Here is a 22,395-nt window from a genome sequence, read left to right as displayed (position 1 = left end):
GATGTTTCGGATATGTTAGTTTTTGTTTGGAAGCAAGAGCTTCCGTGGGGTCCGTTGCTCGAAACAATGTTTGGGTAACGGGAAAAATACAAGGGGGACAACACCATGAGCTACAAGAGCTCAATCAAGCGATTCCTTACTAAGAGCGGAAAAGGAGTAGCCCTTTCGCTCTCTGTGGCTACATTGGCGGCAGCTTGTGGCTCGACGACGGCTAGCAGTTCCACCACTGCGGCTCCAGCGACGACCCAAGCGGGCGTAGTTCACCTGACCTTTTGGTCTTGGGTACCTGGCCTTCAAACGTCGGTAAATCTTTGGAACACGTCGCATCCAAATATTCAAGTCAAACTAGACGAAGTTACTTCAGGCGCAGCGGGAACTTATGCCAAGATGTTTAGTGCCTTGCAAGCTGGTACTGCACCAGATCTTGGTCAGGTTGAATATCCAGTTATTCCTAACTTTGAGCACGTAGGTGGCTTGGTAAATCTTGCAAACTATGGTGCAACATCTTACAAGAGCAAGTTTGTGCCATGGACCTGGAATCAGGTGAGCCAGGGGTCTGCGGTCTATGCTATTCCTCAAGATACCGGGCCTATGGGCCTTTTCTATCGTGCAGATCTCTTTACGAAATACGGTTTGACGGTTCCAACTACATGGGCTCAATATCTCGCTGATGCTCAGAAGCTTCACGCCGCCAATCCAAATGCCTATATCGCGGCCTTCCCGGCATCGGATTCAGCATGGTTCTCGGCACTTGCGTGGCAAGCGGGCGCGAAGTGGTTTTCCACTAAGAGTAATTCATGGGTTGTAAATATGGCAGACCCGGCAACTCTACAAGTGGCGAAATTGTGGCAGACTATGGTTGCGGATCATCTTGTCAAAGTTGAGCCGGACTTTGCAACTGGCTGGTATAAGGACTTGTCAGATGGCACAATTTTGACTTGGCCAACTGCAGTATGGGGTCAAAATACCATCGCCACCAACGCTTCAACGACTTCAGGAGATTGGCGAGTTGCTCCAATGCCAAACTGGACCTCCACTCCTAGCAACGGTAACTGGGGTGGCTCAACTACCGCGGTCTTCAAGGGAACAAAGTATCCAGCACAAGCGGCACAGTTCGCTGAGTGGCTAAATACAAACAGCGGAAGTCTTAACAATATGATCACAACGGGTGGCCTTTATCCAGCTGATATCGCTGGACAGTCCCTGCCTGCTGATAATTCGCCCGTTGCATTCTATGGTGGTCAAAATATCTGGAAAGTATTCAAGGCTGGATCTGCTATCGTAAACACCAACTTCCTCTGGGGACCATTGATGAGCACGACCTTTACTCAGTTGAATGATGCCTTTGCTAAGGCGACGACTGGAACCGGTACTATCGGATCTGCGGTCTCATCTGCTCAGGCATCTACAGTAACATCCATGAAGCAGCAAGGCTTCTCGGTTATCACCGGTTAGGAAGTACCAAAAGGATCGGATTAGGTTGTGGTAGTTCACTTTTAGGCGCTGTGAACCACCCACAACCTAATCTGTGGAAACTTTGGTAGCCTTTGGACAAGTTAAGGAGTTAGCTCTAGGGTGGTTTTAAGTTCTGCTCCGCCAAAGGGACAAGCAGATGTCCCTCAGCGACGTCGCATAAAAGATAAATCTTCGAAGATGGGGGCCCCTCTGGCATTTATGAGTCCCTTTTTACTTCTATTTGCTATCTTCTTTCTGCTGCCAATTGGGTATGCAATCTATGAGAGCTTGCTGCAAATAAAGGTTTCGGGCCTTGGGATAGGTCCCAATTCCACAACTACTCAATTCGCCGGATTAGCCAACTACGCAAAAGTTCTTGCAAACGCCTCCTTTATCTCCGGGGTTGGACGCGTTTTAGAGTTTGGGATCGTACAGGTTCCCATAATGCTCATCTTGGCCACGACCTTGGCACTGCTGTTAGATTCGGCATCTGTCTATCTAAAGAGGTTCTTTCGGCTGGTCTTTTTCTTGCCATACGGAATTCCTGGAGTAATAGCGGCAATTCTTTGGTCTTTTCTTTACCTACCTGGATTGAGCCCAATTGTTTCAATATTGAAAGGTGTTGGCTTTGGGTCGATCAATTTTCTTGGAATTCACTCTGTCTTGTGGTCGATAGCAAATATCGTAACTTGGGAGTATACCGGTTACAATATGCTCATTATCTATGCCGGTCTTCAAGCGATTCCTCAGAGCTTATATGAGGCTGCGCGCATAGATGGGGCGAGCGAAATCCAGGTGGCCTTTAGGATAAAGATTCCGCTGGTCGTCTCTTCCCTGGTTCTTACCGCAGTATTTTCAATCATTGGAACCCTTCAGCTCTTTAGTGAGCCTCAGGTTCTAAGGTCTGTTACGACTAACATTAGTTCTTCATTTACTCCAAACCTTCTGGCTTATACAAAAGCCTTCGTCGAGAATAATCCAAATTTCGCGGCCGCAGCTGCTGTAGTTTTGGCGGTCGGAACATTCATCCTCTCGTTTGGATTTTTGAAATTGGTTCAGCGTCGAGCTCTAAGTGAGGTTGAAGTATGAGTATCGCTCCACCAATTGCACCTGAGCGCCAGAGGGCGCCTTTTCGCAAGAGTTCAATTTTGGCAATGGCCTTTATGTTTGTGATGGCTACCTACTTTTTGCTTCCCGCTTATTGGCTGGTAATTTCATCGACCAAGGGGCCTACTCAGCTATATGCCTCGCAAGGTCTTTGGATTAGTGGCTTCAAGCTGTTCTCCAACTTGAGCGGTCTGTTTAGTTACAATGGTGGGATCTATCTACAATGGATAATTAATACCGTTTTATATGCTGGAATCGGTGCGGCGGTCGCAACGCTGATCTCTGCGCTTGCCGGGTATGGCCTCTCTAAATACAACTTTAAAGGTAAAGAGCTGATCTTTTCCATAATTTTGGGTGGAGTGTTGGTGCCAGGTACCGCATTGGCTTTGCCGCTGTATCTCTTGCTCGCGAAGGTGCATCTGACCAATACTTACTGGTCCGTCTTGATTCCAGCCTTTGTCTCTCCATTTGGAGTATTTTTGGCAAGAGTCTATGCCGGAGCAGCTATCCCTAATGAACTTATTGAAGCCGGAAGAATAGATGGAGCGAGCGAATTTAAGATCTTTCGAACTATTGCATTTCGAATTATGTCGCCTGCGCTTGTAACGATCTTTCTCTTTCAATTTGTTGCTATTTGGAATAACTTCTTTTTGCCACTTGTGATGCTCTCCAATCAGAAGCTATACCCAGTAACATTGGGGCTCTATAGCTGGGACAACCAATACGGCCAGGCTCCTCAGTTGATAAGCTATGTGGTTTTGGGTTCGTTGATCTCGGTGATCCCCCTGGTAATAGCATTTCTATCACTGCAGCGCTTTTGGCGATCTGGGCTTACTGCGGGGAGTGTGAAGCTTTGACGGTCTATAGCGAGAGGCTTTCTCTTCCCTTGGGACGTCCCCTCTACTTTGGTGGCGATTACAATCCAGAGCAGTGGTCGCGAGATGTTTGGCAACAAGACGTCGAGATGATGGTCGAGGCCGCAGTAAATCTGGTAACTTTAGGGGTATTCTCCTGGTCGCGCCTTCAGAGTGCTCCTGGGAAGTTCGATTTTGGGTGGATGGATGAGATCTTTGAACTCTTAAGTTCAAATGGAATTATGGTGGATTTGGCGACTGCTACAGCGTCCCCGCCGCCATGGTTAGTTCATGCACACCCTGAAATCCTTCCAAGGGATTTTTCTGGGCGGACTTTGAGTTTTGGTTCGCGTCAGTCGTATTGTCCCAATTCTAGACCATACCGTGATGCGGCGGCGGAGTTGGTCCATGCGCTAGCGCAAAGGTATGGCAGCCATAGTGCGCTAGAGATGTGGCATATCAACAACGAATACGGTTGTCATGTGACCTCATGCTACTGCGATGTCTGTGAGGTAGCCTTTAGAGAGTGGCTTGTGAAGCGATATGTCGATATCGCTGGTCTGAATTTCGCATGGGGCACGACTTTTTGGAGCCAGATCTATACCGATTGGAACCAAGTAACCCCTCCAAGGATTGCTCCTACCTTTTCAAACCCTACCCAGCAGTTGGACTACGCGCGATTTAGTTCGGACTCTCTCTTGGATTGCCTCTTGGAGGAGCGCGCTATTTTGCGTGAGGTTACACCGCAGATCCCCGTTACAACGAACTTCATGGGATTCTTCAAAGGGGTAGACCAGTTCAAATGGGCAGAGGCTCTAGATTTCTGTGCTGTTGACAATTATCCTGATCCAGCTAGTCCAACGAGTTCTTTAATCTCGGGCGCCGTTGGTGATTTGACTAGATCGGTAGGTCAAGGGCGTCCGTGGATTCTTATGGAGCAAGCTCCTAGCGCGGTGAACTGGCGTGAGATCAATGCACCAAAGGCTCCTGGACAAAATCGAGCTTTGAGTATGTCATCTATAGCTCGTGGGGCCAATGGAGTTATGTATTTTCAGTGGAGAGCTGCTAAGGCGGGTGCTGAGAAATTTCATAGTGCGATGGTTCCGCATTCGGGTCGCAATTCCCGTGTATGGCGTGAGACCGTTCGCCTCGGAAATGATTTAAAGGCGCTTGGCAGCCTTGGATCATCTCAAACTCTTGTCGATGTTGCTATTTTATTTGACTGGGATAATTGGTGGGCGATAGAACTCGATTCGCATCCGAGTACGAAGTTGTCTTACCCACTTGGGATTTTGGACCTTTATAGATCGTTCGCTCGGGCCGGTCGGGTAGTCGATTTTGTTCACCCAGGCTCTGATCTCTCAAGGTACAAGGTCGTTGTGGCTGCTAATTTGTATTTGGTCAAAGAGGACGCTAGCTGCGCTTTCGTCGAGTATGTTCAAAATGGCGGAGTAGGCGTTGTTACATACTTTTCTGGAATCGTAGATGAGAATGACCATGTTTATTTGGGAGGCTACCCCGGATTGTGGCGAGAGCTTCTAGGTATAGAGATTGAGGAATTTTCGCCCTTGGCTATCGGTGAATCGGTGAGCCTAAAGGGCGAGTTTCTTCAATTGCATGGCGGAAGTGGTCAGCAATGGAGCGATTCGATTAATCTTGTTGGCGCCGAGGTGCTAGTCAGCTTTGGAAGTGGTCGACTTGAGGGCATGCCGGCAATTACAAAGAATGCATTTGGTTCAGGGAAGGCATACTATGTGTCGACTTCCTTGGATCCAGATACATGGGGATTGGTTTTGACAGATGCCCTAAGTGGTCATGAAGAAATAGCCATTAGGCCAACTAGCGAAGATGTAGAGATTATAAATCGAGGCAATCTCGTCTTTATCATTAACCATGGGTTGAAGACGAATCTTTCGCTGGAGGGAGACTGGATTGACGTGCTTACCAAATGCGAAGTTAGCGGTGAGCTCAGCCTTGAGCAATACGACGTTTATGTTCTCTATCGGTTAATTAGGGAATAGAGATTTTGATCTACCCTGAGCAGGATTGAGTTTTGCTGGTATAACGATGAATGGTAAATCTAATTTTTTCGGACATACGAGGGAGGGTAGTTTCAGGGTGATAGCAAGTCAGCGCCGGTCGCGCATCTTCGAAGAGTTGCGAAATCGTGGTTCGGTTAGAGTTGTTGAGTTGGCAGGTCTCTTGGATGTTTCGGAGATGACCGTTCGACGTGATCTTGAAGTGCTTCAGGAGTCGGGTGTCCTGACCAAGGTGCACGGCGGTGCTATTGCTGTGGGCAAGAGTGCCGAGGAGCCCGGTTTCGAGGCAAAGATCTCTCAATGCGCCGACGAGAAGATGGCCATAGCGGGTGAGGCGGTCAAGTTGGTAGCGCCCGGATCCTCAGTCGCGATTTCTGGTGGAACTACTACTTGGGCGTTAGCGAGACTACTTCCATTGGTGCCTCAAGTAACAGTCGTTACGAATTCTTTGAGCCTAGGGGTAGAGCTCCATGCGAAACACCCTTCTCTCCCGCTGATACTCACAGGTGGAATACCGACTCCTTCGGGAGCGCTGGTTGGCTTGGTAGCGGATCTGGCTATTGAATCTCTGTATGTGGATGTGTTGTTTCTAGGGGTTCACGGGATGGACCCGGATGCTGGTTTTACAACACCTAATTTGGCTGAGGCTCAAACCAATCGAACCCTTCTCCGTAGCGCTCGTCGGGTAGTTGTGCTTGCTGATCATACTAAATGGAGGACAATCGGTATGACCCGGATAGCTCCGTTTTCGGCTGCTGACATACTAGTTACTGACGACGGTATATGTCAAGAGGGCCGTCGTAGCCTGAGCGATACGGTTGGTGAATTAATTATCGCCCCCGTTGTCCATGGCCTCGATGGAGTTGGGTATGTATAGAAAGCTAGGTGATCCTAGTTTTCTAAGATCGGCACTAGTTGAGTGAATTGAGTGTGGTAGCCGAGTTCGGATGGTCTTTAAATGAATTTGATGAGATATTTTGACGGGAGTGATGATGACTAAGAATCCGACTAATGCAACTGACGCCTTTGATTATGGCGATGAGGTTGTTGTGAGAGTGCACACTAGTGATGGTACGAGTATTTTACTGCGACATGTCGATGCTATGGCGGATGCGCGGAGGATCACTTTTTATAGACAAGTAAAAGTTGAGATCGCGTAATGACCGAACGAAGATATGATCCGACTTCAGGCGAGTGGGTAACTTTTGCAACTCACCGTCAGAATCGGACCTACAAGCCAAAAGATGACTTCTGCCCCCTTTGTCCCACCAAGGACGAGTCGGCACCCACTGAGATTCCAAGCGAGCATTTTGAGATAGTTACCTTCGATAATCGCTTTCCGGCCTATTCGATAGATGCGCCGGTTCCTGATGTTGCTGATAGCTCCTTTTATCGAGTTCTTCCGGCTTCAGGCAGGTGTGAGGTAATTGTTTATTCCGATGACCATTCCTTGACGTTCGCGGATCTACCTTTGAGTCGTCTGCGAATGCTGGTCGAGGTGTGGATAGACCGATGGAAGATATTGGGAGAGGAGGCGGAGGTCTCCTATGTGATGCCCTTTGAGAATAAGGGTGAAGTGGTTGGCACAACCTTGTCACATCCACACGGACAGATATATGGATATCCTAACGTTCCACCACGCGCCCAGAGGGAGCTAGAAGCCGCAGCACAGTACTTACAAGATACGGGTAGGTGTGTCGAATGCGACGTTATTGCAGCTGAGTTGGAGGGCGGAGATAGAGTTATCTATTCCAACGGATCCTGGCTAGCTTGGGTTCCTTTCTGGGCCCGATTTCCATACGAGGTACATGTGGCGCCTAAGTTGCATCGTCCAAGCCTAGTTGATCTAACAATGGATGAAAGAGCTGATTTTGCAGATATCCTTTCCGTGGTTGCTAAGAGCTATGATTGTCTCTTTGGTTTTTCGCTTCCTTATATAATGGCATTTCATCAGCGGCCCACCGACTCGGCTCAGGATTGGGATCCGATATCTCACTTTCACGTGGAATTCGCGCCCCCTCATCGAAGTTCCGACAAGTTGAAGTATCTAGCTGGCTCAGAGTTGGCTGGTGGTGCATTTATTACCGATGTTGTTCCAGAGATGGCGGCGGAGCGGATTCGTAAAGCGGGAGCTTTGATTAAGTGAACCTCACATCCGTATTGGGTAAACTCTTCGACGAAAATTTCAATCGTTCAGCTGAGGTGATTATCCGTTCGCCTGGTCGTGTGAATTTGATTGGCGAGCACACCGATTACAACGGGGGACTTTCGCTTCCGTTTGCGATCGATCGATATGTTATGGTTGGGATTTCCCGACGGGTAGACGGCCAAATCAGGTTGCTTTCAAATGATCAGAATGGAATTTTTGAGATCTCTATTGAAGATCTACTAAAGTCCCCCGCTCTAGGTGGTTGGGTGAGATATCCCCTTGGTGTCTTTCAGACCTTAATCGCTAGAGGTTTGCCCTTGGGTGGTTGCGACGTAGGAGTTGTCTCCGACCTACCCATGGGAGCTGGCCTTTCTTCGAGTGCCGCTCTTTTAGCGGGCGTTGGTCTGGCATTGATGGAGTCTTTTGGATTTGAACTTAGCAAGTCAGAGTTAGTCGAGGTCATCCACTTTGCTGAAAGTCACTACGGTGGATCCCCTGTGGGGTACTTGGACCAAATGGCAATAGTTCAAAGTAAAGCGAATCATGCTCTCCGCATTGATTTTTCGGATAAATCGACCTTGGACGTGGGGTTACCCTTTGGCGAAGTGGCCATTTTTGATTCAAGGGTCAAACACTCTATTAGCGCTGGAGGATATGGACTTCGTCGTCGCGAATGCGAAGAAGCAGCCCAACGCCTTGGAGTGGCTAGCTTGAGTTTAGCTTCGCTAAGTGATGCCTACGATAAATTGGATGATCTGCACTATAGACGGACGCGTCATGTTCTTAATGAAAATAGTCGTGTTTCAAGGGTGGTGGATTCTCTTCGAAAGGGCCTTGACGTCGGTATCTATTTGACGGCCTCTCACGCCTCTCTGCGTGATGACTTTGAGGTCTCCTGTAAGGAGTTGGACTTAATCGTGGACGAGGCCTTACATTTTGGTGCCAGTGGCGCAAGGATGGTCGGCGGCGGCTTTGGAGGTTCTGTGCTAGTTTTAGGAGGTGATTGGGAGGCACTTTCTAGATCGCTAGAGGTTAAATTTAATGCGATGTCGCTGGTTGAACCAAAGGTGTTGATCGTCTCAACTACTGGGACACTCCAAAGGGTCGCTTGAGAGTCCAAATATAGGAGTGTTGAGATCTCACTTTGGCTGAGATCGATTGAGTTCAACCTATGGGTTGACCTTGCTTTTATAGGTCAGGTTCTAGGCCCTCGGAGCAGCTAGATTTTGCTTTCTTCTGCCCCAATATACTCAAGTTTTTCTAACACATAGATCACTTGTAGTATTTTGCCGAGGAGCTTATAGGTCAACCTTTAAAGGCGATTTCAACTGCGTTGGTACCCCTAGCTTCCATAATGGTTTCGAGTTGGGATAAGTTGCCAATAGAGCTCATTCTGGGAGATCTCCCAATTGTGGTAGGTTGCGGCTTTTGCACCATCGCCCAAAAGAAGAGAGGAAAAGCTTGGTTATTTTTAGCTTTTAGTCCAGTTTTCTTCAGTGACGTGATTAGCTGTCGGTGGATATGCAGTCTCGTTGGTAAGATTTCTTAATCTCCAACGAGCATCGTCGATGAGCGGAAGTGTAAATAGAGCCTCAATGCCTATGAACCGTTTGAGTAGTGAATATAAAAAGACTGTTGGCAGCCATGGCAATCGCCGAATGTTGTCATAACGTATTACCAATACCATTAAGACCGAGAGGGTAATTCCCCCAGATATGCCAAATGCGATTAGCGCTCCCTCTCTGGTAGTGGCGGTGCCTCTGGAAAATATTGATGCGAGTATCCAAAGCGGCACAACTCCTCTCGCTAGTGAGAGGGCTCTCATCGAGAGCATCTTTGGATAGAAAAACCAAGCCCTGGGGCCAACTAAGCCTGCGTAAAAGGGGCTATGGCGAGACCAGGTATGGAGGACCGCTCTTGTCCATCGCACCCTTTGTTCACGGAATGATGCTATGTCGGAGGGGACGTCTTCTTTGATTTTGATGGAAGTGTCAACGACTGCCCTAAAGCCCAGTCGTGATATCTGCATTGTAAAGTCTGCATCTTCGCCATTCATCCCGAAGGCGAAGCCAGACACTCTCAGCGCGGCACTCCTTCGAAACGCCACAAAGGTGCCTGGAATGCAATTTATTGAATTTACCCTGCTTTGTGCCAAGAGGTTAAAGCCAAAGGTCTTGATCTCTTCCAATCGACGCATGTGGTCGAACCAGGTGACTCCTTCGTCGCTACGTGGTGAGGGAAGCGTCCCAACCAAACCGATTTCTGGGTTGGCGAACCACCCAGGGAGCGGAAGAAATGCGTCAGAGTCAATAATAGTGTCGGCATCGATTCTTATTACGATCTCTGTCGACGTTTCGGCAAGTGCAGAATTGAGCGCGAATGCTTTGCCGGCATGGCCTAAGCTGAGTACTCTTACTTTGACCCATCGGCATTGTGATGCGACCGATAGCGCCTGATCTCTTGTATCGTCCATGGATCCATCATCGGCGATGATGATCGATACAGGGCCGCCATATGTGAGTGCCCCCGCATCGATTGCTTTAATCATTGATGCAATTGATGCACTCTCGTTATAGGCCGGAGTGATTATCTCAAGTGGAGGGGAGCTATTTCGGGGTAGGCCTGGCCGGACCTTAGGAGTAACGGCGATTATCAATAGCGACGACAAGGTGTAAAAGGCAGGATATGCCGTAATTCCAATTACTGTAAGGCTTGCAAGTGTCATCTTGAAGATTGATGCCAGTGAGAACAGTCCTATTCCGAGAATCAGCAATAGACCAGTCACAATGCTGAGAACCCGGATTGTATCGGAGCAGTTTTTGGCTCCTTCTCTTTTAACCGATGTAACTCCCGGTAGGACGAATGTGGAATGCAGGAACCTCAGGTAGATCACTGTTGACAGAAAGAGAGTCAGCAGGGTGCCTTCAATTGAAAATGGACCCACCGCCAGGCCAGTGGTACTTGAGATGATCATCTCAAGTGCGTCTAAGGAGATAGTGAGGATAAGGTAGATGATTGCGTTCGACGCTATGGCTAACCTTCGAACCAATCGAGCACGAATAAATAGGGCGATTAAAGGATAGTCCAGAGCAATTAAGACTCGGATTGCTATTGGAATCTCACCGGTAGAGACAATCCTATGAGCACTTGGCGAATTGAAGGCGATCAAGACTACAGCCAAAGTGGCAAATTTATAGAGCCGGGCAACTTGGTGAAGGTCAATGAGCACGAAAGATGTGGCAAATATGATTGTAACCATCAGCATTGCGGGGCGTCTCCAATCACCCTTGGCCGATTTAGGGATTATTACTAGGTCCTTGCCATTGCCAAGATCGAATTTCGACGGTGAAAATAGTGGAAGAACACCAGCGCCAAGTGCTGCTAATGCGACGGTTACTACAGCTCCAAGTCCAAAGTAGTTGATTGTCATCGTTTCCTCTTTGTCAAAATCTAAGTTACAGACAAGGTAACACTTTGCCACTTTTGCAGCACTGCTTGTTGGTAGGCGCTAGATCGAAAAGGCTTCAATGTCTTTATCTAAATCGCTATATAGAGCTAGTTGCAAGGTAAAACTCCGGTTCATAGCGGTTTTAGTTAGCTAATTTGGAGTTGCGCTTCCAACCATCCCTTGGATTATTCCCTTCGGCATTCCACCCACTTCTTTGGCGGTTATTTCGAAGAGGATCTGACCACCCTGAACTACTTCGATGGGCGAAGCATTTGAAATGACGCCGTAAAAGGTCTTTGTAGGGTTTCCCGAGAAGGTGATCGTTACCTTTTTACCGGAGTGAAATTTAGACAGACTATTTTGAGGAATTAGCAGCTGCACCTTCCAATTATTTCGATCGCTAAGTACTATGAACGGAAGCTGCGTTGCCGAAGGACTAGATCCTGAGCCGGAGGCCGCGGATTGAAATAGCGTGTTTGATGATCCAGTTGGAAGATTTGGTCCATTTGTATAGTTGACAGTTCCAGATGCTCCGGCCAATTGTCCCACCGCACCATTGACCTGCTCGACTATGCCTGAGATGGGGGCAGTTATCGCGGTAAGTAGCTTTGCTCGTTGGTCGGATTGGAGTTGTGAGAGATCTTTTTGTAGCTGTGCGTTAGCTGCGCTGATCTGACTCGAACTTCCTATGTTTGAGGGAGTGCCTAGCTTTATCTTAGCTTTGCTAAGAGCCGCATTGGCTTGTGCAAGGTTTAACTTGTCTTGGTCGACCTGGGCAACTGACGATGCATTTACACTGCTCAATGTGGATTGTGCTACGGAAAGATTTCGTTGGTCTTTGTTGGTCTGTTGATAAAGTGAGAGACATTCTTGGTAATAAGCGATTTGATTCTGTGGGATGGAGACTTGGGATGATCCGTATCCGGCGGGCTCCACTAAGCCGTTTGGACACGTGGTTTGGTATAGCTTTTGATCAGAACTTAGGAGAGAAAGCGAAACGTTGTATTGACTTTGGTCAGCAACAATAAGTGCGTTGTCTGTGTTGATTGTGTCTTGCAGGGTGGCTTGGTTTTGTGAGACCGCTGCCTGAGCGGCATTAACGTCTTGTATTAGGAGTTGATTGGCGCTGTTCTGCGAGGTCGGACTGCTTATTTGCGCGATCGTTGCTTTGTCGGCTGCAATTGCCGCGTTATCTGAGGCTATTTTGGCGTTATAACTCGAAGAATCTTGTGTTGCAAGGGTTTGACCTTGCTTTACATACTGCCCTGGAGTCACATCTATAGTGGTGACGTTTGCCGTAGTTGGAAAGTTGAGGTCGACCTGCTTTGCCGGTGCAGCAATTGCGACGACGGGGTGCTTGGTTAGTGCTATTGCTTTGATTACCACCACCAAGAGGGCTATGCAAAGCAAGATTGCCAAAAGAGTAGCGATTATTGTTCTAGATCGATCCCTTGTGTTTCGCCTTAAATCCGGGGCGGTTAACCTGTCATTTAGCGGGGCCCAAACGTCCATGAGGGCAGGGGATACTGGAGAACCAGACCATCTTGTTGCGCTAAGAGGTCGATCCTGTACTTGCGCGATCGCAGAGGCATTAGTTACTCCTTCAATCGGCCCACTTTTCATGGGCATTAGACCTTCTTGTGAGAAACTATCAGTTGATGGTTGTGTTGACTCTCCAGATTGATTGTTTTTACTATCGCCACTGTGATTGTTACGCAGGATGGCAGATTTTGATTCTAGGGTTGGCTTGTCTAGATGTTCCTCTATGAAGGACCAGAAGAAACTATCGTTTTCATTCGATCTGTTTAGACCAATATCACCAACGTCAGGTGTATTTTTAGATTCAACATCGTGGCAGCTGTTCTCGTCCATAAGAGCTCCTAAGTCGACAAATTTTCGATCCGGTATCGTTAGGTTTTATTTTTTTCAATTCGTTTGACTTTGCGCGGATAATTGAATCTATTAGAAGGTAAGGATAGAAAATTCGATTGATAAGTTTTAGGTAGTATTAAAATATAACATAATCTAAAGTAGCCAATGCATTATCTCAATTGGATTTTTTAATAAGTTGTCAGATCGTATTTTCGTTGTGTTGTTTGCGATACTATTTGGGAACAGTTCCAGTATGGCAGTCTATTACATTTTGTGTAATCTAATGGATTTCTAAACATTTCGTGAGTGGCCTTTGTGTCACTTGAGCGATAAGCAGTTGGGGTATTTGTCGCTGGTCTTGTTGGTAAAAGTCGACCTGAGTGGCTATCGGGTGGCCATTGGCGAAATTGAATCTATCTAGATCATCATTGGTGTTCTGTGGAACTCGCTGATTTTCTTTTTGGTCTTGCCCTTGCCGAGGACATCCATCCATCCATCCATCCATCCATCCATCCATCCATCCTGTTTGAATCAAGGGTTTATGGGAAGAGAAAGAGCCGAAGGTATCGGGGATTTTTAAAGGTTTAACACCTTCGACTTTGAGATATTTTCGATCATAGGGTTGCTGTAAAAACTTATGATCGAGATTTTGGGTGAGTTGACTCCAATGTGGTGTTAAAAAAATTCGATTCTATCAATTAGGTTTGAATAATTTTAGACATCTATGGCTGGTAGTTGGAGCAAGGATTACTTTGTTATTATATTATCATTAATTTTAGATCTGGGTTAGCATGCAATATAATTAGTCAAGTGGACTGTAAAATTATTATATTGATTTTGCGCTATCCTAAGGTCGATTTTGAAGATCATGAGTTTTGATATTGATGATAAGGCATTACTATTGCCCGCTTTGTTGGATTGGTATTCAATTTTGTGCAAGTAATGATGTCATGATAAGTGCGCTCATTCTTGACCAGTCGATTTTAATTTAAGTTTTGGATTCTTTTAAATATTTCTCTCTTGAATGCGCGATACCGAGCGAAGAGCCTTTGGCTGGGGTGCTTTTTTAGCAAGTGGGGATTGTGTAAAGTTGGCTTGTCGGGTCGGTTGTTAGGGGTGGAGCACGATCTGTGCGTCGAGGAACACTCGTTTATGGTTGTGGAATCTAATTCCTTGATCTTGCTTATTATTATTAGTTGGAATCACAACGCCATATTGGTACTTCTAGGGTTTTGATTCCAACAGCCGAGATTGGCTACTTCACGGCAACGGGCCTCTTTTTTTTGAGAAACATTCAAGCCATTTGGCGCGCAAGTTTTGCTCACGATCACAAGTTTCAAATAATTGGATGAGACTTTAGTGTCAATTACACTCGTTTCTTGAACGATATGGCGAATTTGAAGTCCGCTTTTGTGTTGTAGTTGCCCAAAGGAATAATTTGTTCCAATTGTGTTATTTGCTATTTGCTTTGCATCATATAGTGATAGTGATTAGTAGATTTGGCAGTGATTGTCGTATTTATTTTTAAAGATCACACTGAGTAGCCTAAATTTTGGTGGCTATCTCTATATACTTCGGAGTATACGTTGAACAAATTACGTGCTGGTCTTTGACATCGTCAAGTTCCTTCAATTGGGTAGTTTAGATGTCAAATCGAACTATCAGTAATGGGAAGTTTCAACTATTTGTCTATTTGCTTATAGCTTGGAGGCCGTGTGAATAGGGTATCTTGTTCGCGAAACGGGCAGTTGGCCATTTCGCGACCACGTTCGTAGGGCCAATGGTGATAGCCATTTTGGAATAATTGGTCCAAAGAGTTACTCGTCAAAGATTTGAGTTTGCTAGACATAGCGTTACCATTACGCAACTTGAGGATAACTTCGGTGCGGATGCTAATGTTGTTCCTAGCTTTGGACTGCATAGCTTGGTTTTGAGCTGCATAGCTTGCCAAGATGATAGAGAATTCTTTCGGCGAATGGGGCCACGAGATCACCTGATGGTGATTGACGGCCTGACAACGGCTACTGCTCTTATGGTGAAGGTCAGATAGCTTAGGATTCGCATTTTGAGCGAGCAACCGCCCGCTCTAATGGCTGTGAAGGGGCGTATTGCATCCTTTATGGGTGTCAACCAAATCGGAGAGGTTTATCCAAAAACAGCAAAATGAATGCCGACCCTTGTCGAGGGGTAAGTTGTCCGTAGCTCTTTGAAAGCTTAGATTTGTATTTGAAGACCTTTCTCGGTCCTTTGAGGTCTCTTTGGCTTGTGTCAACAAAGGAGTGGTGACGGTCCGGGTATCTGCTCCCAAAAACCTGAGCATAATTGCTCAAAGCCGTTGGGCTTATCCGCACATGGTTGATAAGAGATTTGGGTCTCTTGCAACTCATGCCCCTTGACGCATCGTTGCGCCGGATGAACGAGCTAGTAAGATACGTCGAACTTCCCTATGAGGGGTATAGAGAGTTATCTCATGATCGAAGTATCTATGTCGCAGGTTCAAAGCAGCGTTGAAATCAGCCTGGAGAACATCCCCGTTTGCACAGTGAAACTTATCCACCACACGCTTACCTTCCAGTAGATGTGTGTTGGAGTCCATTTGCGATGTATAGGCCGCATTCACGAGAACATTTCTCGCTTTAGCCTGTTGTGTTGTAGATTCAAGGGCTTCTGCTAGTGTGCCTTTGGCCCATGCTGACATTTTCTTGTTGTACTTCTTCTGGGGCTTCTTCTTGGCGATAGGACGGCTTAGGTCTTCGGAGATAACGAGGCTGGCCTTGTCTACTACCGAATGGGCTGCCTTGAAAGCAATGTTCCTGATTCGTTTCTGTGCCTTATTCTTGCGAGCGTTGATCTTCTTTGTCCCAAGGTTGTTGGTCTTGATACGGTCAGCCTTAGCTGTGTGTCCGGCTTCTCTGTGCTTTTTTTCTAGGGCGTGTAGCTTGTTGCGAGCCTTGGCGGTTTTACTAGCCTTGCCACTGTACTCGGTCATGATTTTGCCAAGCCCCATGCCGTGCGTGTCTCCATCTGAGTCCACGAACGCTTCGGTGTATCCTTTGTCAACGGCGATAACATCGGCCCCGACTGGGCGGCCTGGTGGTTTCTTGAATGCGTAATGGATCTCGGTAACGTCGTCCTTGACTATGATCCTGAGGTTCTTGCCATTGGTAGTTGTGACTAGACGGATGGGTTGTCCGTATTTGGCTGCGATGTTGATGACCACGACGACTTTGCCATCAACAATCTCGGTATGGTGTCTGTCTGAACGGACTACGAATTGGTTGTTGACCTTGGAATGTCCGTGCTTGAAATGCTTTCGCATCTGGCGCTGTCGGAAGTTGTCTTTGGTCCACTCGTCCTGCAAGAGTGTGTAGAGGCGAGCGAGTTCTTCTTTGTCGTCTTTGGCTCGGGCATAGATAGCCCTACGTACCTGCTTGCGAGCGGCAGCTCGATAAAGGAAGACATCATTAACAATATCTTTCGTGCTCTCGTTAGGGATGGTGCCATCTATTGGCAAGTTAAAATAGAGGGCGAGACTGCTGATTTCGTTACGAATATCGTTAGAGCTTTTGCCAACCGTCTTTCGTCCACCGTATCTTCGCCAGATGTCCGCTCTTATGTAGCCAACGGCCTTAGCTATCGGCAGTAGCTCTTTGGGTGTGTCGGCGTAGATGATGCGAGTGCTAGTTGTCACTGAGTACCTGAATCTTGTGTTTGGGATACTCGGCCTGGAGCTGTTGCTTGTATTTCCTCACGCCATAAAGCCGACAGCTAAAAGTGTGGACGATAGCGAGCATATCTTCGACCATCTCCTGTTCTGGTGAACACGATGGTTGATTGACTACTACTATCTCGCATCCCGATTCTTCAGCTATGTGGGCGATAAGATCGAATCCAAACCTAACGAGTCTGTCTTTATGAGCGATTATTAATCGTTCAATCTCTCCGTGCTGTATACGATCCATAAGCGCTAGGAACTTCTTGCGTTTGAAGTTCATACCTCCGCCGATTTCCTAAGTCCACTCATCTACAGCTATACCAGCGTTAAGACAGTAGATCTCCATAGCTTTAACCTGTGATACCAGGTCATCTTTTTGCCCTGAACCACTCACTCGGCGCTAGACGACAGTGACTCGACTAACAGGAGCGCCGCCCAGCATAGCTCGTACATCAGACTCATCGAAGTAGCGATGCCCGCTAGGGAGCCTTTTGGGCGTGATCTTGCCCTCTTGCTCCCATCGCCGTACCGTACTTGGACTACGCCCAATCCGTCGTGCGAACTCACCAATGCTGTAAGTATTAGCCATTACAGTTAAGTATCGCAAGTGTTGGATAGAAAAATGTCAACTGTTGTTTGCTCCTAAGGCGCTAGAGATCTTCACAAGCAATACGTGATGCCCATAAAACCATTGCGCAACCTATGGCTATGCATCTAGATAGATTTGTGTAAAGGTCAAGGTTGTAGCGGAGTCCTTCATGGAAACTTTTCAATGAAGGACTCCGTCGCGAAAGGGAGCTACATATCGAATAGCTTCTTTGCCTCGTCGATGGTCATGTCACCACTTGGGACTACTAGATCAGAGACAGCCATTGTCTCATCTGCCAGAAGTGCTCCAGAGCTGACGATAAGATTATTCAATTGTCGGGCGCAGTTTGCAAAACCCTTTTCGTCGCTATGGGAAATAGCGGTTTCCATGGCTGTATCGAGAGCATCGAGCTGCGGCTTAATCGTTATTGGAACCTGATAGACCGATTCCCCAGCGATCCTGATCGTCAATACCTCTCCCAACGGAGCCGTTGTGTGTGGGGTTGGTGCTGCAATAGGTGGTGCAATCGGTGTTGGTGTGGGCATGGTTGGAAGCTGGGCGACCGGGGCTGGCGCTGCCGTTAACCCCAATTCGGCTTTCATCGCCTCAAGCTCTAGATCTACGCCAGTGCTTGAGGTGGCTGAACGCAGTTGACGCTCGATGTCATCGTTCCCACCGCCAATTGCCAGGGAATCAAGCACTCCAGAGTCCGCCAGTTCGCCAACGGCTGAAGAACGTGCCTGGTATTGAGTGATCTTTTCTTGAGCGCGATCAAGCATTAGATTTACATCCGTCATATGCTCGGAAAGACCGCTTAGGTTTTCAACGGCTTCACTTGAAGCTTTGGCTGCTGTGTACTGAGCCTTCATTGTTTCGCGTTGTGTTCTGAAGACCTCGATCTTGGCTTGAAGCTTGCGCCCCGTATCCTCTAGAGCTTGCTCTTGTGTACGTAGCTGATCGATCTGAGGGTTGAGGGCATCCACTTGACTCTTGACCACCCTTGCCCTTTCAAGGGCAGTTTTGGCTAAATCTTCTTGCCCTTGTTGGAGTGCTTGGCGGGCTTGTCCTTGTAGTTTTTCAAACTGACTGTTGAGCTGTGCTCGTTGAGCCTCTAATCTCTTTTGTGATGTAAGGACATCGGCAATCGATCGCCTTACTTGCTGGAGATTCTCCATCATCTTGGTATAAGACAGGTCAAGTGCTTGGGTTGGGTCTTCAACCTTATCAAGAGCTGCATTGGCTTTTTGTTGAAAGACCTGCGAGAGCCGCTTAAAGACGCTCATCTTTTATCCATTCCCTCTCTAGCGCTTTAGCTAGTAGCGCCGTTGACTTAAGTTGCACACGTGCAAACCTTTGGCAATCTGATCGGCCAAAAAACTAGCATAGTAATAACTGTAGTTTGTGGTGGCTAGGAATTCACTTAGAGATGCGTCAAATTTTGTAACCTTGTGGAATGATTTTTATTTCTCGATGGGAAAGAACAGGTTTCGAGCCCCGTTATCTGCCAGCGCGAAGTGGCGGGAGTACTTGATATCCTGAGCTGACGCTCCATTTCTCGGAGTCCGAAATGGTATCTGCTGGAGACTAGTTTCAAGGAGGCCACGAGAGACACTATGTGACTTTGAAGTGGGCAATGACCTGAATTTGGCATTTTTCTTTGAATATTTCTCGGCTGTAGGTGTGTCGATTGCACCCTTGAGCACGCAGTGTTTAGTGTTAAAATTTACCTCTCTCTAGGAGACACGCCGATTGGTTCTAGTGAGATATAGATTGGTTCGGATTTTCTTTTGCATGGGTTGTTAGCTAGAAGCTTTGCCCAAGATATTGTTTTGGGTTTTGTCGAGGTGACTCGGGTTGACTGGCGTCAATCGCTAAAATTTGATTTAGGGGTTAAGCTTGGATCCGAGCATCAGGACAAGATTACGATGGATACACCCTAACTATGACTATTTGTCAGGATCAGTGAAAAATGACGACATTTTCGATGTTTGCAACCCGGAAACGAGTGGCGAAAGAGAGCCTTTTGCACTTTGACTATTCGCTCGTGATCGCAACGCTTGCCTTGGCACTCGTGGGCGTTGTTATGGTCTATAGCGCAACGAAGGGAAAACTCCAAAGTGGAGGTTTGAACCCCAAATATTATTTGGAGCGCCAAGCGATCTGGGTCGTCTTGGGTTTTATCGCAATGATCGTAACGGTTCTGATCGACTATCGTCATATTCGTCGCTTGGCTTACGTGGTCTATGGCGGGGTATGTCTAGGACTTCTGGCGGTCCTTTCTCCTATTGGCCATAGCGCACTAGGCGCTCAACGTTGGTTCCAACTTGGTCCACTTCAACTCCAGCCATCGGAGTTCGCAACCCTAGCAGTTCTTTTAAGTGCGGCCTTTTTTCTAAGGGATGGCGAAGGACCAATACCGATCGGAAGATTGATAGGGGTTTTGGCCCTGGCTGGGCTACCTATGGCACTCGTCATCAAGCAACCTGATATCGGTACAGCCATCATCATCGGCGTGGTCTTTCTGTGCCAGTTGGTCGTTGCTCGAGTCCGTCTGGTTCATTTGGTGGTATTGGCCATGTTGGCGGTATTTGGTATTTACGTCGTGATTCATCTTCATATATTGCAGAAATATCAGCTCAACAGGTTGACTTCATTCGTAAATCCTCATGCAAATAATGCTACGACGGGCTACAATTTGGCGCAATCCAAGATCGCCATTGGTTCCGGTGGACTCTATGGCAAAGGATTGTTCCATGGGACTCAAACAAATCTGTCATACGTACCCGAGCAGCAGACAGACTTTATTTTTACCGCAGTTGGGGAGCAGTTTGGCTTTATCGGAGGGAGCCTCGTAATCTTAGGATTCGGCTTTATATGCTGGAGAGTTTGGCATGTGATGTCGATCGCTAGAGACAGACTTGGTCGCCTCTTGGCTGCTGGTGTTTTGGGGCTGTTGTCCTTTTCGATCTTCCAGAATGTAGCGATGACTATGGGGATTATGCCCATTACTGGGATACCGCTTCCATTTATGAGCTATGGTGGATCTGCTGCACTCTCCTTTTTCACAGCTGTGGGTGTAGCATTGGGGATTGGGATGCGAAACTCTAGATATGTACCGGATGATAAACGCCAATTTGCCGCTCAAATGAACGAATAGCCCTCGACTGGGTTTAGATTCGAAGGCTAGGAATGGGGCCTGGCCCTAGGAAGACGAAGCTACCTGAGTTGGAAAGACAAGAAATACCGCAAGTGGAAGAATTGAATGGCAAAGTTCAGTCTGAGACCCTTGACGATTCTCCATTCGTACCATCGGGCACTTCTCACGAAGATGTTTCACCCAAGGAGTTGCTCGAGGTCGATTCATCGCTCGATGAATTAGATTTTTCACATCCAAAAGTTGATACTATCGACGAAGAGTGCGTGTCATCTGGCTTTGATGAAACCGTTCTTCGATTGTCCAGTCGCAGGCGTAGCCGTGTTGTGGACGTTGGCGTCGCGTTACCAGACACCTTTGGCCATGTGATCATAGAAGAGACGGATGAGCCCAATAGACGGCTTTCGGTTCCGATATCTCTAGATCAGGCGTCTATGATAGCAGCGGCATTGCTCCATCTTCCGAGAAGGCGACCCTTGCTCGCCGATGTGGTGTCAGACCTTTTTGATCAATTTTCCATGACTATCGCAATGATTTCAATCACTGGGCGTCAAGGGGGTGTCTTCTTGGCGGAGGTTACCGTTGTCGATAGCCGTGGTCAACAAAGGACCGTTCCCTCTCGGCTTAGTGACGCTATTTTGTTGGGTCTAGCCTCTCCCATCATGCCCCCATTGATGGTTTCAGAGACGCTATTTGGATAAGGACTTCTGTGGCTGGGCCATTTTGATTTTCGTGTGAGTGACGAGCTTGCTCATGAATCTAAATGGCCCATATCATTGCCCGGCATCTTTTTCCTAGATCTCTCATTGCCTTTAGGGGCCTGCGACCTCTAAAGATCAGTAAGAACCTTCGATAACATTTTTTGGGGTCTCTCCCCTTGAAATTCTGGCAAGGTTGTCCTCTAAAAGTTCGGTTGCTTTTATGTAGAACGATTTGGTTGCTCCTCCAACATGGGGAGTTATGACCACATTTTCACACTCCCAGAGCGGGTGGCTGGGATCTAATGGTTCTGGATCGGTAACATCTATGCCAGCTGATATCCTCCCAGAGGAGACTTCTTTGTAGAGGTCCGCAGTTACCACTACCTCTCCTCGTGCAACGTTGATTAAGAGTGAATTATTGGGCATCATGGCTAAGAAGTTTGCGTCTATGAGGCCTTTGGTCTCCGATGTGAGCGGCACGACGACAACGACTATATCTGAGTTGCGTACAACTTCTTCGCACACGTTGAATGCTATCGTGTCGTTGTGGCCGCCCCTAGACACGAGCGTTGGAAGACCTCCAAAGGCTGTGATTAGGGTCGCTATTCGTCTTCCGATCGATCCAGCTCCTATTATTGTGACTTTGGCGCCGAAGATACTGGGACGTGTTTTTCGGGTGCTCCAGCCTTGGTTCTTTGCCCGGATGGTTGCGTCGATGCCTCGCAGTCTGGTTAGAATCAGGGCTATCGTCAACTCGGCCGTTGCATCGTCATGTACCCCTTTGGCATTGCAAAGGGTGACGCCTTCCCTCATAAAGGGTAAAGCGCGGTCGATTCCCGCAGTGAGCAATTGGAGCCATTTCAGTCTCGGCATCTTGTCGATAGCATTGTAGATCCCGTCGCCGCCCATGTAAGAAGGGACATAGATCTCGATCTCATCTAGGTTGGGAGGAAGTTCATCAACGTCGCCATCGAATATCGTTGCGGAGATGCCGTTGGGTAATTTGATGTGAGAAAATGCGTGTGGAATCAATATCTGCATATCAAAATCCTACAATCTCAAAGACTATCTCGATCTTGGATGAATCGAAAAAGCCCACCATGTTCCTCGTGCTAGTCCTAGAGGTCCAAGTGAGATTGAACTGTTTCAAAGATAAAATAAAAGTCAGGTAGGTCGAACCTGGGGATAAAAGCTGCAAAATTGGCTGCGAAGCGGTCCTTGGTCGAAAGGTTTTCTTAGGGTCTATTCACTTTTGACAATTGGGACTTTAGCCATGGGTGACTTGAATCACTATGCGTAGATCGTGTAGGGT

General features: G+C 47.4%; 14 protein-coding genes and 1 pseudogene. 9 read left to right on the top strand and 6 right to left on the bottom strand.

Annotated features, from left to right (window positions below; all coding sequences use genetic code 11):
- The first annotated feature begins 105 nt into the window (after positions 1-105).
- From ACIDITHRIX25_RS78415 to ACIDITHRIX25_RS78385, 7 genes are all read left to right on the top strand, one after another.
- Positions 106-1,455 carry an ABC transporter substrate-binding protein gene (locus tag ACIDITHRIX25_RS78415; RefSeq protein ID WP_201733228.1) on the top strand — a complete coding sequence of 450 codons (1,350 nt, stop codon included), beginning with the start codon at positions 106-108 and terminating at the stop codon, positions 1,453-1,455.
- A gap of 120 nt (positions 1,456-1,575) precedes the next feature.
- Entirely contained in the window at positions 1,576-2,544 is a 969-nt protein-coding gene (locus ACIDITHRIX25_RS78410) for a carbohydrate ABC transporter permease (protein ID WP_200891156.1), read from the top strand.
- Positions 2,541-3,419 (top strand): carbohydrate ABC transporter permease, encoded by an 879-nt coding sequence (locus tag ACIDITHRIX25_RS78405; RefSeq protein ID WP_052604170.1) that lies wholly within the window; start codon positions 2,541-2,543, stop codon positions 3,417-3,419. Before ACIDITHRIX25_RS78410 ends, ACIDITHRIX25_RS78405 begins: the two co-directional genes overlap by 4 nt.
- Entirely contained in the window at positions 3,416-5,437 is a 2,022-nt protein-coding gene (locus ACIDITHRIX25_RS78400; protein WP_201733227.1) for a beta-galactosidase, read from the top strand. Before ACIDITHRIX25_RS78405 ends, ACIDITHRIX25_RS78400 begins: the two co-directional genes overlap by 4 nt.
- Positions 5,438-5,534: 97 nt before the next feature.
- Positions 5,535-6,332: a DeoR/GlpR family DNA-binding transcription regulator gene (locus tag ACIDITHRIX25_RS78395; protein ID WP_201733226.1), complete on the top strand. Its 798-nt coding sequence runs from the start codon at positions 5,535-5,537 to the stop codon at positions 6,330-6,332.
- 282 nt (positions 6,333-6,614) lie between these two features.
- Positions 6,615-7,601, top strand: coding sequence for a galactose-1-phosphate uridylyltransferase (gene galT, locus ACIDITHRIX25_RS78390; RefSeq protein WP_052604174.1), 987 nt, complete (start codon positions 6,615-6,617; stop codon positions 7,599-7,601).
- Positions 7,598-8,716, top strand: a complete 1,119-nt coding sequence (locus tag ACIDITHRIX25_RS78385) for a galactokinase (RefSeq protein WP_052604175.1) — start codon at positions 7,598-7,600, stop codon at positions 8,714-8,716. Before galT ends, ACIDITHRIX25_RS78385 begins: the two co-directional genes overlap by 4 nt.
- A gap of 359 nt (positions 8,717-9,075) precedes the next feature.
- Here the strand turns inward: ACIDITHRIX25_RS78385 and ACIDITHRIX25_RS78380 are convergent, their stop codons facing one another.
- The 5 genes and pseudogenes from ACIDITHRIX25_RS78380 to ACIDITHRIX25_RS78360 form a co-directional block, all read right to left on the bottom strand.
- Positions 9,076-11,034: a glycosyltransferase family 2 protein gene (locus tag ACIDITHRIX25_RS78380; protein WP_201733225.1), complete on the bottom strand. Its 1,959-nt coding sequence runs from the start codon at positions 11,032-11,034 to the stop codon at positions 9,076-9,078.
- 168 nt (positions 11,035-11,202) lie between these two features.
- A complete protein-coding gene (locus tag ACIDITHRIX25_RS78375) occupies positions 11,203-12,924 on the bottom strand; it encodes an HlyD family secretion protein (RefSeq protein ID WP_052604177.1) in 1,722 nt (573 codons plus the stop codon).
- A 2,383-nt stretch (positions 12,925-15,307) separates the two neighbouring features.
- Positions 15,308-16,615 (bottom strand): zinc ribbon domain-containing protein, encoded by a 1,308-nt coding sequence (locus ACIDITHRIX25_RS78370; RefSeq protein WP_201733183.1) that lies wholly within the window; start codon positions 16,613-16,615, stop codon positions 15,308-15,310.
- A pseudogene (locus ACIDITHRIX25_RS78365) lies at positions 16,605-17,228 on the bottom strand (IS607 family transposase). Before ACIDITHRIX25_RS78365 ends, ACIDITHRIX25_RS78370 begins: the two are co-directional and overlap by 11 nt.
- 209 nt (positions 17,229-17,437) lie before the next feature.
- Entirely contained in the window at positions 17,438-18,511 is a 1,074-nt protein-coding gene (locus ACIDITHRIX25_RS78360) for a PspA/IM30 family protein (protein WP_201733223.1), read from the bottom strand.
- Positions 18,512-19,197: 686 nt separating this feature from the next.
- Between ACIDITHRIX25_RS78360 and rodA the strand changes: the two genes are divergently transcribed.
- Together rodA and ACIDITHRIX25_RS78350 are read left to right on the top strand one after the other, a co-directional pair.
- Positions 19,198-20,385, top strand: a complete 1,188-nt coding sequence (gene rodA / locus ACIDITHRIX25_RS78355) for a rod shape-determining protein RodA (RefSeq protein ID WP_052604180.1) — start codon at positions 19,198-19,200, stop codon at positions 20,383-20,385.
- A 92-nt stretch (positions 20,386-20,477) separates the two neighbouring features.
- Positions 20,478-21,083 (top strand): bifunctional nuclease domain-containing protein, encoded by a 606-nt coding sequence (locus tag ACIDITHRIX25_RS78350; RefSeq protein ID WP_160291687.1) that lies wholly within the window; start codon positions 20,478-20,480, stop codon positions 21,081-21,083.
- Positions 21,084-21,218: 135 nt separating this feature from the next.
- Here the strand turns inward: ACIDITHRIX25_RS78350 and ACIDITHRIX25_RS78345 are convergent, their stop codons facing one another.
- On the bottom strand, positions 21,219-22,124 hold the full coding sequence (locus tag ACIDITHRIX25_RS78345) for an NAD(P)-dependent oxidoreductase (RefSeq protein WP_201733221.1): 906 nt from the start codon (positions 22,122-22,124) through the stop codon (positions 21,219-21,221).
- Between the last annotated feature and the right edge of the window lie 271 nt (positions 22,125-22,395).

Source organism: Acidithrix sp. C25, from assembly GCF_904848545.2.
This window is presented reverse-complemented; position numbering and strand designations above follow the sequence as displayed.

Bases quoted from the DNA above. Each gene is read 5' to 3' on its own strand.
- ACIDITHRIX25_RS78415 (WP_201733228.1), top strand. From the start codon at position 106: ATGAGCTACAAGAGCTCAATCAAGCGATTCCTTACTAAGAGCGGAAAA.
- ACIDITHRIX25_RS78405 (WP_052604170.1), top strand. From the start codon at position 2,541: ATGAGTATCGCTCCACCAATTGCACCTGAGCGCCAGAGGGCGCCTTTT.
- galT (WP_052604174.1), top strand. From the start codon at position 6,615: ATGACCGAACGAAGATATGATCCGACTTCAGGCGAGTGGGTAACTTTT.
- ACIDITHRIX25_RS78380 (WP_201733225.1), bottom strand. From the start codon at position 11,034: ATGACAATCAACTACTTTGGACTTGGAGCTGTAGTAACCGTCGCATTA.
- ACIDITHRIX25_RS78375 (WP_052604177.1), bottom strand. From the start codon at position 12,924: ATGGACGAGAACAGCTGCCACGATGTTGAATCTAAAAATACACCTGAC.
- ACIDITHRIX25_RS78360 (WP_201733223.1), bottom strand. From the start codon at position 18,511: ATGAGCGTCTTTAAGCGGCTCTCGCAGGTCTTTCAACAAAAAGCCAAT.
- rodA (WP_052604180.1), top strand. From the start codon at position 19,198: ATGACGACATTTTCGATGTTTGCAACCCGGAAACGAGTGGCGAAAGAG.
- ACIDITHRIX25_RS78345 (WP_201733221.1), bottom strand. From the start codon at position 22,124: ATGCAGATATTGATTCCACACGCATTTTCTCACATCAAATTACCCAAC.